The following is a 15,322-nucleotide window of genomic DNA, read 5'->3' on the forward strand; positions in this document are numbered from 1 at the left end:
TGCCGAGGCCATTCTCATTACTCTTTCTTCTCCACCGCATGTCCCCCGAACTCATTCCGGAGCGCTGCGACGACTTTACCAGAGAACGTATCGTCTTGAAGCGAGCGCTGCCGCATCATGAGCGAGAGAGCGATGACCGGTGTCGGCACGTCGTATTCGAGCGCCGTCTCGACCGTCCATTTTCCTTCTCCTGACGCATGCATGACACCGCGGATGTCATCGAGCTTCGCGTCTTTGGAGAAGGCGCTCTCGGTCAGCTCCATGAGCCATGAGCGAATGACGGAGCCATGATTCCAGACACGAGCGACGTCCTCATATTCATAGTCGAACGGGCTCTTCTCGAGCACCTCGAATCCTTCAGCGATCGCCTGCATCATCCCGTACTCGATCCCGTTATGGACCATCTTTAGGAAATGACCACTTCCACTCGGTCCGGCGTACAAATAACCGTTGTCGGTCGAGACGTCTTGGAACAGTTGCTCGATTTTCCCGAACGCCTCCAAATCCCCACCGATCATCGTACAGGCCCCGTTCCGTGCTCCGTCCATGCCGCCACTCGTCCCGACGTCAAAGAAATAGATGAGCTTTTCTTTGAAGCGGTCAGCGCGTCGCATCGACTCCTTATAGTTCGAATTGCCTCCGTCGATGACGATGTCACCAGGGGAGAGCGATTCATATAAGTCGTCCAACACATGCTCGGTCACGTCTCCTGCCGGTACCATCACCCAAACAACTCGTGGCGCCTTCAGTGCAGCGACGACTTCATCCAATGACTGTTTCGTCTCAAACTGACTCGTCGAGACGTTCCCAGGGTCATAGCCATAGACGCGATGTCCATTGTCCGTCAAATTCAGTGCCAAGTTCAGTCCCATCTTCCCGAGCCCGATCATTCCGATTTCCATTCGTTCCACCCCATTTATCAGATTTGTTCTCCTAATAGGGTTACCCGAAACACTTGAGATTCAAAAGAGCGGTTTGATCGGATTGACGCGATAAGCGAGGATGCGTGATACCGGGATTGCTTCACCGTCTGATAATGTGATTTGTCCAGTCAATGAATTTAGGGATTGGAGAGTCTGTTCAAATGTTCGGTAAGCATCGTACTCGGAACTGCCATAGACGATAAACTCACAAGTTTGTTCTTGGTCTAAAAAACATGTCACGATGAAGCGCATCTACTATTCCCCTCACAAGTAAATTGGGTTCTATTACATTTTTTGTTAATGTTTCATATGTATTTTACAAAAAATAAAATAAACGTACCATTTCGATTTCTTAAAATAAGGAAATAGTCTTATAAAAACTGATGAGTCGTTAACATTCCTTCAATACTAGTATCAAAAATCAGATGAGATTCAGAAACTGTGACCAATGATATAGTAGCGTTGTATGAACCGAAAGAAGACTTCTGAAAAGCATATGTTATGATGGACACCGTTAGCTAAACTTTCAAAACACCATGTCGATATTTACAATATAAGCAAGCGACAATGTCCGACAAATATTCACCTTTTTTATAAAGAATCGGAAAATTTTTCCGAATGAGCATGATAAAATTAAACCTGTGTTAATTACGGTCAATTAGAAATAGAAAGGTGCAATGTCATGGAAGAGAATCAGTCAAAGAAGAGAGTCAAGAAACGTCGTCGTAAAGTGTCACCCGCGAAGCGCATCGCCATCATCGCAGGTGCTGTCATCGGAGTGTTCCTGCTCATCGGAGCTGGGATGGCCTATTATTTATATAATCAAGTCGATACAACGGTCGACCGTTTGAATGAATCGGCTGGGCTTAGCCCGGATCGGATGAATCAACAAACGATTTCTGATAAGAAGCCGGTCTCTGTGTTATTGCTCGGCGTTGACCGTCGTGCGGATGAACAAGGACGTAGCGACTCGATCATCGTCATGACGCTCAACCCGAACTCGGACGAGAGCGCGATGCTCAGCATCCCGCGTGATACGAAGACGGAAATCGTCGGCAAAGGGACGATGGACAAAATCAACCACGCCTACGCATTCGGCGGTGCTGAAATGGCGATGGATACGGTCGAGAACTTCCTCGGCATCCCAATCGATTATGTCGCGGAAGTCGACATGAAAGGTTTCCAGGATGCGGTCAACTTATTCGGCGGCGTCGAAGTGACGAACAAGTTTGCCTTCACGTCAGGAGAGTATTCGTTCGAACCGGGAACGGTTAACCTCGACGGGGCAGAAGCGCTCGCATATACACGGATGCGCTACGATGACCCAAACGGAGACTTTGGTCGTCAGGAGCGTCAACGTGACGTCATCACGGCGCTCGTCGACAAAGGAACGGACAGTTTTTCGATTTCAAGATTCAACAACATGCTCGACGTCCTTGGCAATAACGCCAAGACAAACGTGACGTTCAAAGACATTCGAACGCTCTCGAGCGACTACATGACAGCTTTCAAAAACCAAAGCGTTCTTCGTCTCGAAGGAAGCGGCGGCAAAGAGAGCGACGGCATCTACTATTGGAACCCGGATGAGGCATCACTCGACGAAGTGAAGTCGTACCTCGGACAATTGATGGAACAATGACAGCGGCACTCGATTCGGATGAATCGGGTGCTTTCCTTTGTGGCATAATAAAAAGAAAAAGGAGTGACGGCCGTGCTTGATCGACTGACCCGACTCGCTATCGATGTGAGACATCGCTTCAAGGACCATCATATTAACGACTATAGCGCCACGCTCGCCTTCTTTTGGTTTCTCGCCATCTTCCCAATGTTCTTCGTCCTGTTCGCGGTCATGGCGTGGTTCAAAATCGACCAGGCGCTGTTGATCGAGCAGATTGAGACGCTCGTCCCTGGTTCGAGCGTGCGAGAGCTATTGTCGATTGTCTATGACGTCAGTGGGAACTTGAATAGCGGTCTCGTCTCGGTCAGTGCCATCATCGCCTTCTGGTCGGCCTCGAACGGGACGGCCCGTCTCGTCAAACTAACCGTCTTCGCTTACGGGGAGACGGAGGCGCGTGGCTATGTATGGCGTCGCCTGATTGGACTCTTAACAATCCTTGCCGGCAGCATCGGCGCCGTCATCCTCGTCGTCTTTCATGTGTTTGGACAGGAATTTATCGACTTGTTGTATGCGCTCTATCCTCAGGTGGAGGAGTTTGATCGTCTCTCGACGCTCACGCGCTATACAGTCTCAACAGTCATCTTAGTTTTTGCGTTCTCATTCTTCTATATGATTGCCCCACAGCAACGCGTGCGCTTTTTTGAAACGTTACCGGGTGCTGTTTTTGCCGTCATCTCGTGGCAACTCATTTCGACAGGCTATAGTGTCTATGTCGAGCGATTCTCGATTCTTGGGGATACGTATGGCACAATCGGGGTCGTCATCTTACTTCAAATCTGGCTCTACTTGACGGCGGCGACGATGCTGATTGGGGCAGAAATCAATGCCGCCTGGCCACATCATATGTACCGAACACCGACAAAGACACATTTTCCGTGATAACTGGAAAGAAATGATTAGCATTTTTTGGAGACATGCTATAATCCAATGTGCAGTCTGGGAAAAGATATACAAACTTAATTTACGGAAGAGGGTGGCCCGATATGGCGAAACATCAAAAGAAATCAAGGTGGAAATGGATACTTGGCATCACAGCGGGCGTACTGACACTCATGCTTGTCGCAGGTGGCCTATTCGTCTGGTCGATGGTCGATGAGGTCAATGACACGGTGACGAAAGTGAATGACAACTTACAGATTAGTCCAGAACGAAAACAGGTCGAGACGATCGAAGAGAAGCGCTCAGTGTCCGTGCTCTTACTCGGAATCGACCGACGAGGAACGGAGCAAGGACGAAGTGACTCGATCATCGTCCTGACACTGAACCCGGATACAAACGAAGGGGCGATGCTCAGTATCCCGCGTGACACGAAGACGGAGATTGTCGGTCGCGGGTATCGCGATAAGATTAACCACGCCTATGCGTTCGGTGGTGCCGAGATGGCGATGGACACGGTCGAGAACTTCTTAGATATCCCGATTGATTATGTCGTCGAAGCGGACATGGAGGCGTTCACGGAAGTCGTCGATGCGCTCGGTGGTGTCACCGTGATGAACAAGTTTGCGTTTAGTTCGGACAACTATACGTTTCCTGTTGGAGAAGTAACGCTTAATGGAGATAAGGCGCTCGCGTATACACGGATGCGTTACGATGATCCGAACGGGGACTTCGGTCGCCAAGAACGGCAACGCGATGTCGTTGCGGCCATCATCGAGAAAGGGCGTTCTGACTTCTCGCTCGACAAGGTGTCGAACCTGTTAGACGTCGTCGGCAATCGGGCGAAGACGAACATCGAGTTCAACGAGCTCGTGACGCTCTCGACCGACTACATGGGTGCGTTCCGCAACGCAAGCACACTTCGCATCGAAGGTGGGGGCGGACTGGAGTCGGACGGTATCTACTATTGGAATCCGGACCCGGCGTCACTCGATGGGATCCAGACCGAATTGAAACGCTTGATGGAATGAGTCGTCCAATGTTGGACGGCTTTTTTGTTTTGAAATGAGTGAGAAGTGAAAAAAGGTAGAGAGACAACAGAAGGAGGGAATTGTATGGATTGGCAACAAATCGAACCGATTTTGCATAAATGGGATAGTGATGACGGAGCATGGCATCGTCTGTTTGACAAGTGGGAGAGTCACGCCTGGCATGACCATGAGGCACCGAGCGAGAAGACGAACGTTCTACTTGTAGATGCGAGTTTCATCACAACAGAAGGGAAGCCTGACATGGGGGCACTCCATGACGTCCTCGCCAAGCATGTCGCAGGTACGATCAGCGACTTGCATCTCGTGTCGCTCTTTCCTTATATCGGGCGTCAGACGGACACGGCCGTCGACCCGCGCATCCGATTGTATGAGGACTTAGGGGAATTGAGCGACGACTTCCAACTCATGTATGAACTCGACCCGATCGCCTACAATGCGGAGCAATTCGACCTGCTTGCTGAGACGGATGCACTCATCGAGCGCATTGCTTATGGGGCGACGAAGGTTCGTGTTCATGCGCAATCGTTCCGTGGGATGACGCGTGAAGAGGTGAAGGACGTACTTAGACTCTGGCATATCGTCTTGCACCATTATAAACCGCACGGTCAACTCATTCTCGCGGAAGATGCGCTTGACGAGGCTGGATCATATCTCGATGTCGTGGACGCTGTCTGTCACTTTGATCTTGCGAGTCACGTGACCCTCGCCCTCGCACAAGGGAAAGCGACACGACTGACTGAATGGGCACGGAAGATTGCGGCACCACCTGAAGGGAAGACATATTTCCACTTTTTATCGAGCGCCGAACGCGACCCATTCGAGAAGAATCTATTGGACGATCATGAGGCGATGCTCCTTGCGGCACATAGTATCTTGTTCTCGCTCCAAGGCATCCCGTCCATCGACTATCGGACACTTTTCGGTGTGAGCGGACCGACGGACGAGGAAGAACTCGTTCAGTCGCTGAAGAAAGACGAGACACGACTGAATCGCTTCTCGGGGATTATGGGACAACTCAACGTGAAACGGACAGAGCTAGCATTGTCACCTTATGCCGCACAACATATCATAGATGTCGATCCGCACGTGTTCGCCGTCGAACGGGAAAGGGAAGGACGTACGTTGCGTCTTTATACGAACGTGAGCGCGAACGAGGTCGAATTAGATGTTCAAGGCACGAACTTGTTTACGGGTGAACCGATAAATGTCGCGCGACTTCAGCCATTCGGGTATGTGTGGGTCAGTGTGTAAGCCTGATACGAATAAAGAAACCTAATCAAAAACGAGCTGGTAGAAGAACGATTGTTCTCACACCAGCTCGTTTTTTAGTTATATCCGTTCGGGTTGTTTGATTGCCAGTTCCAAGCGTCACGGCACATGTCACGAATGTCATGCTTCGCTTCGAAGCCGAGCATCTGTTTCGATTTCGTCGGGTCCGCGAAACACGTGGCGATGTCACCAGGGCGGCGGTCCGTCACGTTGTACGGTACCGTCTTGCCGCTCTCTTGTTCGAACGCGCGGACGAGGTCGAGGACACTATAGCCTGTCCCTGTCCCGAGATTGAACGCCTCGACACCCGTTTGGTCCATCACGTAGTCAAGCGCCTGCAAGTGACCTGATGCGAGATCGACGACGTGGATGTAGTCACGGACGCCCGTCCCGTCCGGTGTGTCATAGTCATTACCGAATACGCTCAATTCGTCCAACTTGCCGACAGCGACTTGCGTGATATACGGCATCAAGTTGTTCGGAACGTCGAACGGGTCTTCACCGATCTGACCAGACGGATGGGCTCCGATCGGGTTGAAGTAACGAAGGAGGGCGATGCTCCAGTCAGAATCAGCGACGGCGACGTCACGTAAGATGTCTTCGATCATGAGTTTCGAACGGCCGTACGGGTTCGTTGCGCTGAGCGGGAACGACTCGTCGATTGGTGTCCGTTCCGGCATCCCATACACGGTCGCCGATGAGCTGAAAACGATGCGTTTCACATCGAACGCCTGCATAACTTCTAACAAGACGGTCGTACCGACGACGTTGTTCTCATAGTATCGGAGCGGCTCTTTCACCGACTCACCGACAGCTTTCAGCCCGGCGAAATGAATGACGGCATCGATTGTATGCGTCAGGAAAATCTGTTCGAGTAATGCACGGTCGAGAATATCGCCGAGATAAAAGGTGACTTCTTTTCCGGTCATCGCCTCGACTCGGTTCAATGCCTCGCGGCTACTGTTCGACAAGTTGTCGAGCACAATCACCTCGTGTCCGGCTTCAAGTAGTTGGATGACGGTATGCGTACCGATATAGCCGGCACCACCCGTCACGAGAATCGTTTGGTTCATATGAAATACTCCTTTATTGTTTGAGTTTCGTCAGACGGATGCGTGTCGAGTCGTTTTCTCCCACGAAGAGACGTAATGAATAGGTTTCACTTTCATAGACGACCCCGTCCTCTGTCTCATACGTCGGTTCACCGAGCTCAAGGAACGTTTCTTTCGTCTGGTCCGTGTTTGACCAGTCGATTGCCTCAACTTGCTCATTTTTCATTGTGAAGAAAAGACCAGGGTAGACGAGATACTCGTGTAAGGCGTCTGAGTCGAAGCCACTTGCGGCACCGACATTTCCGACCAATCCATTCTCATCCATCCCGAAGTAAGCTTCCGGTGATTCATCAAACAATGTCTGGTTGACGGAAGTCGATAACCAGTCCAATACGTCAGCGTCATTGATGAAGGTAGCCGTCCATTCGGTGACGACTTCATCGCGTGATACCCAACCTGTCAATTCGTTCAATCCGAGGTCGAGTAAGAGCGCATCGTCGCGTTCTTCGATGACGTCATAACGGTCCCCGATGTCGGCGACGTAGACGACGTTTTCACTGTCCGGTTCGCTTACGAGCGGGGCATTTTTGACACCAATCCATATTTCCTCAAGTGCCTTCGTTTCAGCGACCGGTTCAGGTTCTGGTGTTGCGAGTTCTTCCGTCACAGTCGGTGTCGATGGCGGATCGAATAAGTCTGAAATCATCGGATAAGCCGCATAACCACCGACGGATAAAAGAATGATGGCAACTAGACCGATCAACCAGCCACGACCTTTATTGCGGCGTGGACGTGCCGGTTTGATCTCACGATGTGATTTCATACGTTCTGTCCGTGAAGGGATCGTCGACTCCGGGACGTAACGTGGTTTCGTCGGTGTCGGATCAACGGGTGTCTCGGCTTCTGATTCCATCGTTTCTTCGGGAGATGGCTCAACTACCGCCTTAGGGACGACCGGTTCAACAATGGACTGTGGTGTTGGCTCCAAAGTCTGTGGCATGACTCCCTTAGATTGAAGCTTCTCGCTCTTTTCTAACACAGCGACATAATAGGTCAAAAGGTCTATATCCGTCTTTCCTTCTTTCAACCAATTCGAAAAATCGGTAGCTGACTTTTCTTCAGCGGAGAGTGAATCGTTCATCTCTCCAGTCAGTTCATGATAAGAGGCGGCAAGCGATTTGCCGTCTGCTAAATTTGTCTCAATACGTTGCTGGACGATGTCTCGTGTTTGTCGGTCGAGTGTGGCGTACAGCTGGAGTAGGCGCTCACTTACATGCACTAGGGGTCTCCTCCTTTGTTAAGTTCTTCCTTTCAAAGTTTAGCAGATTTACATGTCAAAAAACCCATTTTTTTAAAAACGGGTCATCAACCGATGAAAATTTTGCTATACTGTTCTGGTATTGTCATTTTAAATATTATCTGCGGGAATTTTCCAGCAGTGAATTTATTGGAACAAAGGAGAGAAGGACAGAATATGAACGAAGAAACGATTTCCCTTGGAGAATTATTCTCCATCTTAAAGCGGAGCAAGTGGCTCATCGCAAGTTTAACCATCCTCGCAGCACTCATTGCCTTTCTAGTGAGCTCATTTGTGATCAGCCCTACATATGAGGCATCAACACAAGTACTCGTCGCACCAAAAGAATCACAGAACAACATGATTGATAATAGTCAAATCCAATCATCTGTCACACTCGTTAATACGTATCGTGTCATCATTCAGAGTCCAGCCATCCTTGAACAAGTCCAAGAGAATGTCGTCGGGGCACCTGACAACATTAGTAACTTGATCACCGTGAACAGCGAACAAAACTCACAAGTCATCAACATCGCCGTCCAACATACGAGCCCAGTTATCGCAGCAGATATCGCCAACGAGATCAGCCGCGTTTTCTCAAAAGAAGTACCTGAATTGATGAACGTTGATAACGTCAAAGTGTTATCGGATGCGAACGTACCAGTATTACCAGTCAAACCAAACATTCTACTCAATACAGCAATCGCAGCCGTACTTGGGATGATGGTCGGAGTCGCTGTCGCTTTCCTCAAAGTCGTACTCGATCGTCGTATCAAGACAGAACAAGACGTCGAGACAATTCTCGAACTCCCGGTACTCGGGTCGATTCCAGTTATTCAGAAAGTAGATATGAAACATCAGCGTCAGGCGCGTCCGAAAGGAGAGGAAGTCCGTGTTTAAGTTTGGGAAGAAAGCAAAGCATGTTCAATATGACAAAACAGGTCGTGACTTAATTACACTCGCAAAACCAAAGTCACCCATTTCGGAGCAGTATCGAACGATCCGGACAAACCTTGAATTTACGGCCGTAGATAATGAGCTACAAACGATGGTAATCACGTCATCCTCTTCAGGTGAAGGGAAGTCGACAACGTCTTCCAACCTTGCTGTCGTCTATGCCCAGCAAGGGAAACGTGTCATTCTTGTCGACTGTGACATGCGTCGCCCGACAGCACATTTCACGTTCCGCCTCTCGAACGGAATCGGGTTATCGACGGTCCTTGCAAAAAAAACTACGTTAGAGAAAGCTGTTCATACAACGCAAGTTGAGAATTTGCAATTACTAGCGGCGGGACCGATTCCGCCGAACCCATCTGAACTGTTGTCTTCGAAGATGATGGATCGTTTGCTTGAAGAATTAAAAGAGCATTACGATATAATCATTTTGGATGCCCCGCCGATGATGCAGGTCGCGGATACGCGTGTTTTAGCACGAAAGGTGGACGGAGTCGTGCTTGTTGTCGGATGTGACAAGTCAGACCGTCAGATGGTCGTCAAAGCGAAAGAACAGTTAGTCCTTGCGGATGCGCACATTCTTGGTGTCGTCCTTAACAAGCGCGAGCCACAAGGCAGCGATGATCACTACTATTACTACGCGTACGAATAAAAGGAGAAACACGTCATGATTGATATCCATTGTCATCTTCTCCCGGCTGTTGATGACGGTCCGGGAACGGTCGAACAAACAATCGAGATGGCGAAACGCGCCGTAGAGGAAGGGGTGACCGCAATCGTGGTCACCCCCCATGCGTTTCACCCTCAATTTGAAACAGAAGACTTGAACGTCCAAGAAGCCGCAGCAACGCTGCAAAATGTCTTACATCAAGAAGGAATCAAGCTCGACATTTATTCGGGACAAGAGATTCGTGTGTTCGGTGATCTCGTACAGGCTTTAGAAGACGGGAAGGCGCTTTCTCTTGCTGGGTCACGCTACGTCCTCGTCGAGTTCCCGAGTGATACGGTGCCCGCATATGCCGAGCAATTGTTCTTCCGACTACAGACGGAAGGGTACACGCCGGTCATCGCTCACCCAGAACGGAACAAGGAACTCGCAACGAATCCGAAGCGATTGATGGACTTTGTCTCATCAGGTGCCTTGTCACAAGTGACGACGAGCAGCCTGACAGGCGAGTTCGGTCAAAACGTGAAAGAGATTGCATTCGTTTTCTTACGAAACGGCTTGAGTCAACTCGTTGCCTCAGATGCACATAGTACAGGACGGCGTACGTTTTACTGGGAAGCAGCCGAACAAGCTGTGACAGAGGAGTTGGGAGCGGATCGCTGGGAAACGTTAAAAGAAAACGCAACGGCGATTGTGAAAGATGAGTTCGTTTTCATTGATCCACCGATTCTTCCGACAAAGAATTGGAGAGGTAAATGGAAGAAGTAAATCCTTAATTTTACATAAATCATTGACAATTAATAACCAATATGATTTTTGTCGACACTTGTCGAACGAAATTAGGTTTTAATTCCCTTTCCTTGGTTTTTTCATTAAGTCAAAAGTGTTAACCTTAGAATATATTTTTGTAAGGATGTTAAATGCATCCTTTTTTCTATAATTATCTAAAACATACAGATCCATTCATGGGAGGGGCATCATGGTACATAAACAAGTGAAAAAGGCAGTCATCCCGGCAGCGGGTCTTGGTACACGTTTCTTACCGGCGACAAAGGCGATGCCAAAAGAGATGTTACCCATCGTCGATAAGCCGACCATCCAATACATTATTGAAGAAGCGGTCGCTTCAGGAATTGAAGATATTTTAATCGTCACGGGGAAAGGAAAACGAGCGATTGAGGATCACTTCGATTCGGTGCCGGAACTCGAGCAAACACTTATCGAAAAAGGGAAATCAGAATTTTTGGCACTCGTCGAAGAGACGACAAATATCAATATTCACTTTATTCGTCAATCAAAGCCGATGGGACTCGGTCATGCCGTGCTTCAGGCGAAAGCGTTTGTTGGGGAAGAGCCGTTCGTGGTCATGCTTGGAGACGATATCGTTCAGGCGGAAGTACCTTGTACACGTCAACTAATTGAACAATACGAAAAAACTGAGAGTTCAATCATTGGTGTTCAACCAGTACCAAGTGAAGTCACACATCGTTATGGCATCGTAGACCCACAAGAATCGTTAGAGGGCGGTTTACATAAAGTAGCTTCGTTTATCGAGAAACCAGCTCCGGGAACTGAACCATCAAACTTGGCCATCCTCGGACGTTATTTATTCACGCCTCAAATCTTCAAGTATTTAGAGACCCAAGAAGCTGGTACAGGTGGCGAAATTCAGCTAACAGATGCCATCACTCGGTTGAATGAGATGCAACGCGTATTCGCTTATGAATTTGGTGGCAAGCGCTATGATGTTGGTGAAAAACTAGGATTTATTCAGACGACGCTTGAGTTTGCATTGAATCGCTCAGACTTGCGTGAAGACGTACTGAAGATGATGACGCAATTAGTTGAAGAGCAAACTACATTAGAAACTACTTTGTGAAAGGAGGGATAAGCATTGTCGATACCCGATTTAGGTCGAAAATCGTTACGTGCAGGGGTGCTCGTTAGTTTAGATATCATTGCTATTCTATCAGCGATGTTCGTTTCCTACTTTTTCTTATATCCTTTAGAATTTATTCAAAATATCGATCGCAATCATTTCATCGAAACAGCTATTTCGTATAGTGCCATCTTCATCATCATGGCAGCCATCAGTCGGCTGTATCGAGTCGCTTGGCGATTCGCCAGCATGACGGAAGCAGTTCGTTTGGCGATGACACTTGCCTCTAGCACGATTTTTTTATACATACTTCAATTCGCTGTTTACGGTGAAGCGATGGAGCGAATGCTGTTTTTAAGTTTTTGTCTCTCGTTACTCATGTTAGGTGGCATTCGTCTCGGTTCACGAATTTATGTGACATGGAAGCAAGATCAGATGTCCATATTGCGTGGACGGAAGATGAAACGCAGAAAAGATGAGAAACGAACGCTCATCATCGGAGCCGGGCAAGCTGGTCGAATGTTAGTGCGTCAAATGAAGCATTCTGACAGTCATCGGATGAATCCGATTGGGTTTATAGATGACAATAAGCATCTTCAAACATTAACAGTGAACGACGTAAAAGTGCTTGGGACGCTCGAACAACTTGAAGAAGTTGTCGAGAATGAAGCCATCGATAAAATCGTGTTTGCGATTCCTTCGATGAGTTATCAAGAACGAGTTGCACTGATTCAACGTGCGAAAAAGGTATGTACGAACGTCCATACTCTCCCGATGATTGAAGAAGTGGCAGCTGGGAAAATCTCGGTCAATCAAATGCGTGAAGTATCCATCGAAGACCTCCTCGGCCGCGAACCGGTCGAATTAGATATTACAGGGATTCAGGCAGAGGTCGAAGGGAAGACGGTTTTGGTGACAGGTGCTGGTGGATCGATTGGATCCGAAATCTGTCGCCAAATCTTAAAGTTCAACCCTGACCGATTGTTATTGCTTGGTCATGGTGAGAATAGTATTTATCTCATTGAACGTGAACTACGTGAAGCGAAGATTGAAGCTGAACTCATTCCAGTCATTGCTGATATTCAAGACGTGGAACGTCTACGAGAAGTGTTTATGACCTATACGCCACATCTCGTCTTCCACGCTGCAGCACATAAACATGTCCCGTTAATGGAAGCAAACCCGCATGAAGCGGTGAAAAACAATATTTATGGAACGAAGAATGTGGCGGAGATGGCGGATGAATATGGTGCCGCACGCTTTGTCATGATTTCTACGGATAAAGCCGTCAACCCGACGAATGTCATGGGTTCGACGAAACGGATTGCCGAGATGGTCGTCCAACACCTAGCGAAATCAAGTGAAACGAAGTATGCGATTGTCCGTTTCGGTAACGTACTAGGGAGCCGGGGATCGGTCATCCCGTTATTCAAGTCACAGATTGCGAAAGGCGGTCCAGTTACGGTGACGCATCCAGATATGACGCGTTACTTCATGACCATTCCAGAAGCAAGTCGACTCGTCATTCAAGCGGGAACACTCGCAAATGGTGGAGAAGTATTTGTTCTCGACATGGGTGAACCAGTTAAGATTGTGGATTTGGCAAGGAATATGATTCAACTAAGTGGCTTCACAGAAGAACAGATTGGGATTCAATTTAGTGGTATTCGTCCTGGTGAGAAGATGTATGAAGAATTGTTGAAGGAAGGCGAAGTTCATCCAGAAGCAGTCTATCCGAAAATCTTCACAGGAATTGTCACAGAAGAGCCAGATTTACGTGGCAAACTAGAAAATATGAATCAATTGATGACGGACGAAGCGCTTAGTCTTTATCTTGTGAACTGGGCGAATGATCAATTGGTTTCGACTGATGCAACATATAAACAAACCATATGACATGAGGAGTTTCATTAAATGACTATAAAAAAACAACTAAAGACTGCAAAACGCATTTTCTTAGCTTCGCCTCATATGAGTGATGAAGGATACGAACAAGAATATGTAAAAGAGGCATTTGATTCAAACTGGATTGCTCCTTTAGGTTCTAATGTCGATGGGTTTGAAAATGAATTGGCAAAAATGGTTGGGGTTAATGCGGCAGCAGCGCTAAGCTCAGGTACCGCAGCAATACATTTGGCTTTAAAAGCTGCAGGAGTTGGAGAAGGTGATATCGTTTTTTGTCCTACTCTAACATTTTCAGCGACGGCCAATCCGATTATTTACCAAAATGCTATCCCAGTTTTCATAGATAGTGATTATAAAACCTGGAACATGGATCCCGATGCTCTAGAGCAGGCATTTGAGAAGTATCCAGACGTTAAAGCGGTCCTAGTAGTTCACTTATATGGACTGTCTGCAGATATGGATCGAATTATGGAGATTTGTAGTAAGTATCAAGTGACTGTAATTGAGGATGCTGCTGAAAGCTTAGGAAGTTTTTATAAGGGACGACCAACTGGCACAATCGGCGACTATGGCGTATATTCCTTTAACGGAAATAAAATCATCACGACTTCTGGCGGCGGAATGTTGATTTCAAATAACGAGCAGGCTATTACGAAATCACGTTTTTGGGCTACGCAGTCTCGGGATCAGGCAAGACATTATCAACATAGCGAACTTGGATTTAATTATCGTATGAGTAATGTGGTCGCCGGAATTGGGAGAGGTCAGCTAAAAGTACTTAAGAAGCGCGTTCAGCGGAAAAAAGAAATCTTTAAGTTTTATCGAACAAAATTATCTGAAATCGAAGACATTACATTTATGCCTGTAAATGAATGGGACTCGCCAAACTATTGGTTATCATGTGCGACTATCGAAGGTGATATATCTTCAATAGATGTGATGAATGAACTCGAACAATATAATATTGAATCCCGTCCGGTGTGGAAACCGATGCATCTCCAACCATACTTCGAAAACTATGATTTCGTGGGTAATGAGGTTTCTGAAAAACTATTTATGACGGGAATATGTTTGCCTTCAGATACAAAAATGACTGACGAAGACTTAACACAAGTGGTTTCAATCATAAAAGGGTTATGGGAAAAATGAAACTAGATAAAATATACGAACATAAACTTAAGCGTGTGATGGATTTTCTGTTAGCTTTAATTGCAATTGTTATTTTTAGTCCAATCTTTATTATGACTGCGGTGATAGTAGCTATGAAAATTGGACGCCCAATATTATTTACTCAAGCAAGACCAGGCTTAAACGAAAAAGTTTTTAAAATGTATAAATTTCGAACAATGACGAATGAACGAGACAGTAAAGGTGATCTATTAGCAGATCATCTTCGCTTAACAAAAATCGGGAGTTTTTTAAGAGCAACATCATTAGATGAGTTGCCAGAGCTATTCAACATCCTAAAAGGGGATATGTCGTTTATTGGTCCTAGACCACTTCTAGTAGAGTATCTTGAACTTTATTCCCCTGATCAAAAGAAACGACATAATGTTCGTCCAGGACTATCAGGGTTAGCACAAGTGAGCGGGCGGAATTTATTAACTTGGGAAGAAAAGTTTTTACTTGATTTAGAGTATGTTAAAAACGTTTCTTTCACCACTGATATTAAGTTATTCCTTTTAACAATTAAAAAAGTTTTAATACGCGAAGGTATTAGTTCATCAAATCACGTCACAGTCGAACCGTTTAAAGGGTCAAGGAAGTGAA

15 protein-coding genes are annotated in these 15,322 nt (G+C 47.1%); 11 read left to right on the top strand and 4 right to left on the bottom strand.

What is annotated here, in order from left to right; all coding sequences use genetic code 11:
* Nucleotides 1-17: 17 nt before the first annotated feature.
* Both gnd and ACQKD4_RS01900 read right to left on the bottom strand, forming a co-directional pair.
* Nucleotides 18-902, bottom strand: a complete 885-nt coding sequence (gene gnd, locus ACQKD4_RS01895; protein ID WP_427372276.1) for a phosphogluconate dehydrogenase (NAD(+)-dependent, decarboxylating) — start codon at nucleotides 900-902, stop codon at nucleotides 18-20.
* A 60-nt stretch (nucleotides 903-962) separates the two neighbouring features.
* Nucleotides 963-1,175, bottom strand: coding sequence for a hypothetical protein (locus ACQKD4_RS01900; RefSeq protein ID WP_427372277.1), 213 nt, complete (start codon nucleotides 1,173-1,175; stop codon nucleotides 963-965).
* Between the two features lie 430 nt (nucleotides 1,176-1,605).
* On the opposite strand from ACQKD4_RS01900, the gene ACQKD4_RS01905 reads away from it, so the two are divergent.
* The 4 genes from ACQKD4_RS01905 (at nucleotide 1,606) to ACQKD4_RS01920 (ending at nucleotide 5,780) form a co-directional block, all read left to right on the top strand.
* Entirely contained in the window at nucleotides 1,606-2,562 is a 957-nt protein-coding gene (locus ACQKD4_RS01905) for an LCP family protein (protein WP_427372278.1), read from the top strand.
* A 72-nt stretch (nucleotides 2,563-2,634) separates the two neighbouring features.
* Complete coding sequence (locus ACQKD4_RS01910) at nucleotides 2,635-3,480, top strand: YihY/virulence factor BrkB family protein (protein ID WP_427372279.1); 846 nt, start codon at nucleotides 2,635-2,637, stop codon at nucleotides 3,478-3,480.
* Between the two features lie 104 nt (nucleotides 3,481-3,584).
* Complete coding sequence (locus ACQKD4_RS01915) at nucleotides 3,585-4,508, top strand: LCP family protein (protein WP_427372280.1); 924 nt, start codon at nucleotides 3,585-3,587, stop codon at nucleotides 4,506-4,508.
* A gap of 84 nt (nucleotides 4,509-4,592) precedes the next feature.
* On the top strand, nucleotides 4,593-5,780 hold the full coding sequence (locus tag ACQKD4_RS01920; RefSeq protein WP_427372281.1) for a hypothetical protein: 1,188 nt from the start codon (nucleotides 4,593-4,595) through the stop codon (nucleotides 5,778-5,780).
* Nucleotides 5,781-5,854: 74 nt separating this feature from the next.
* Here ACQKD4_RS01920 and galE read toward each other — a convergent pair whose 3' ends face one another.
* Both galE and ACQKD4_RS01930 read right to left on the bottom strand, forming a co-directional pair.
* Entirely contained in the window at nucleotides 5,855-6,871 is a 1,017-nt protein-coding gene (gene galE / locus ACQKD4_RS01925; protein WP_427372282.1) for a UDP-glucose 4-epimerase GalE, read from the bottom strand.
* A gap of 13 nt (nucleotides 6,872-6,884) precedes the next feature.
* A complete protein-coding gene (locus tag ACQKD4_RS01930; RefSeq protein ID WP_427372283.1) occupies nucleotides 6,885-8,129 on the bottom strand; it encodes a hypothetical protein in 1,245 nt (414 codons plus the stop codon).
* 195 nt (nucleotides 8,130-8,324) lie between these two features.
* Here ACQKD4_RS01930 and ACQKD4_RS01935 point away from each other — a divergent pair, with 195 nt between their 5' ends.
* From ACQKD4_RS01935 to ACQKD4_RS01965, 7 genes are all read left to right on the top strand, one after another.
* Nucleotides 8,325-9,047 carry a YveK family protein gene (locus tag ACQKD4_RS01935; protein WP_427372284.1) on the top strand — a complete coding sequence of 241 codons (723 nt, stop codon included), beginning with the start codon at nucleotides 8,325-8,327 and terminating at the stop codon, nucleotides 9,045-9,047.
* The gene (locus tag ACQKD4_RS01940) at nucleotides 9,040-9,753 is read left to right on the top strand and encodes a CpsD/CapB family tyrosine-protein kinase (RefSeq protein WP_427372285.1); all 714 of its coding nucleotides are present in this window, start codon (nucleotides 9,040-9,042) and stop codon (nucleotides 9,751-9,753) included. The genes ACQKD4_RS01935 and ACQKD4_RS01940 overlap by 8 nt, the downstream gene beginning before the upstream one ends.
* Before the next feature lie 15 nt (nucleotides 9,754-9,768).
* Complete coding sequence (locus ACQKD4_RS01945; protein ID WP_427372286.1) at nucleotides 9,769-10,536, top strand: tyrosine-protein phosphatase; 768 nt, start codon at nucleotides 9,769-9,771, stop codon at nucleotides 10,534-10,536.
* Nucleotides 10,537-10,747: 211 nt separating this feature from the next.
* On the top strand, nucleotides 10,748-11,647 hold the full coding sequence (gene galU / locus ACQKD4_RS01950; RefSeq protein ID WP_427372287.1) for a UTP--glucose-1-phosphate uridylyltransferase GalU: 900 nt from the start codon (nucleotides 10,748-10,750) through the stop codon (nucleotides 11,645-11,647).
* Nucleotides 11,648-11,662: 15 nt separating this feature from the next.
* A complete protein-coding gene (locus ACQKD4_RS01955; RefSeq protein WP_427372288.1) occupies nucleotides 11,663-13,543 on the top strand; it encodes a polysaccharide biosynthesis protein in 1,881 nt (626 codons plus the stop codon).
* Nucleotides 13,544-13,561: 18 nt separating this feature from the next.
* Nucleotides 13,562-14,701, top strand: coding sequence for a DegT/DnrJ/EryC1/StrS family aminotransferase (locus ACQKD4_RS01960; protein ID WP_427372289.1), 1,140 nt, complete (start codon nucleotides 13,562-13,564; stop codon nucleotides 14,699-14,701).
* Nucleotides 14,698-15,321, top strand: coding sequence for a sugar transferase (locus ACQKD4_RS01965; RefSeq protein WP_427372290.1), 624 nt, complete (start codon nucleotides 14,698-14,700; stop codon nucleotides 15,319-15,321). Before ACQKD4_RS01960 ends, ACQKD4_RS01965 begins: the two co-directional genes overlap by 4 nt.
* The last annotated feature ends 1 nt before the right edge of the window (nucleotide 15,322 follow it).

Source organism: Exiguobacterium sp. NPDC077395 (assembly GCF_050269125.1).
GTDB classification, from domain to species: Bacteria; Bacillota; Bacilli; order Exiguobacteriales; family Exiguobacteriaceae; genus Exiguobacterium; species Exiguobacterium aestuarii_A.

Excerpts from the sequence above, each read along its gene's own strand:
- gnd (WP_427372276.1), bottom strand. The coding sequence starts at position 902 with ATGGAAATCGGAATGATCGGGCTCGGGAAGATGGGACTGAACTTGGCA.
- ACQKD4_RS01900 (WP_427372277.1), bottom strand. The coding sequence starts at position 1,175 with ATGCGCTTCATCGTGACATGTTTTTTAGACCAAGAACAAACTTGTGAG.
- ACQKD4_RS01905 (WP_427372278.1), top strand. The coding sequence starts at position 1,606 with ATGGAAGAGAATCAGTCAAAGAAGAGAGTCAAGAAACGTCGTCGTAAA.
- ACQKD4_RS01915 (WP_427372280.1), top strand. The coding sequence starts at position 3,585 with ATGGCGAAACATCAAAAGAAATCAAGGTGGAAATGGATACTTGGCATC.
- ACQKD4_RS01920 (WP_427372281.1), top strand. The coding sequence starts at position 4,593 with ATGGATTGGCAACAAATCGAACCGATTTTGCATAAATGGGATAGTGAT.
- galE (WP_427372282.1), bottom strand. The coding sequence starts at position 6,871 with ATGAACCAAACGATTCTCGTGACGGGTGGTGCCGGCTATATCGGTACG.
- ACQKD4_RS01935 (WP_427372284.1), top strand. The coding sequence starts at position 8,325 with ATGAACGAAGAAACGATTTCCCTTGGAGAATTATTCTCCATCTTAAAG.
- ACQKD4_RS01945 (WP_427372286.1), top strand. The coding sequence starts at position 9,769 with ATGATTGATATCCATTGTCATCTTCTCCCGGCTGTTGATGACGGTCCG.
- galU (WP_427372287.1), top strand. The coding sequence starts at position 10,748 with ATGGTACATAAACAAGTGAAAAAGGCAGTCATCCCGGCAGCGGGTCTT.
- ACQKD4_RS01960 (WP_427372289.1), top strand. The coding sequence starts at position 13,562 with ATGACTATAAAAAAACAACTAAAGACTGCAAAACGCATTTTCTTAGCT.
- ACQKD4_RS01965 (WP_427372290.1), top strand. The coding sequence starts at position 14,698 with ATGAAACTAGATAAAATATACGAACATAAACTTAAGCGTGTGATGGAT.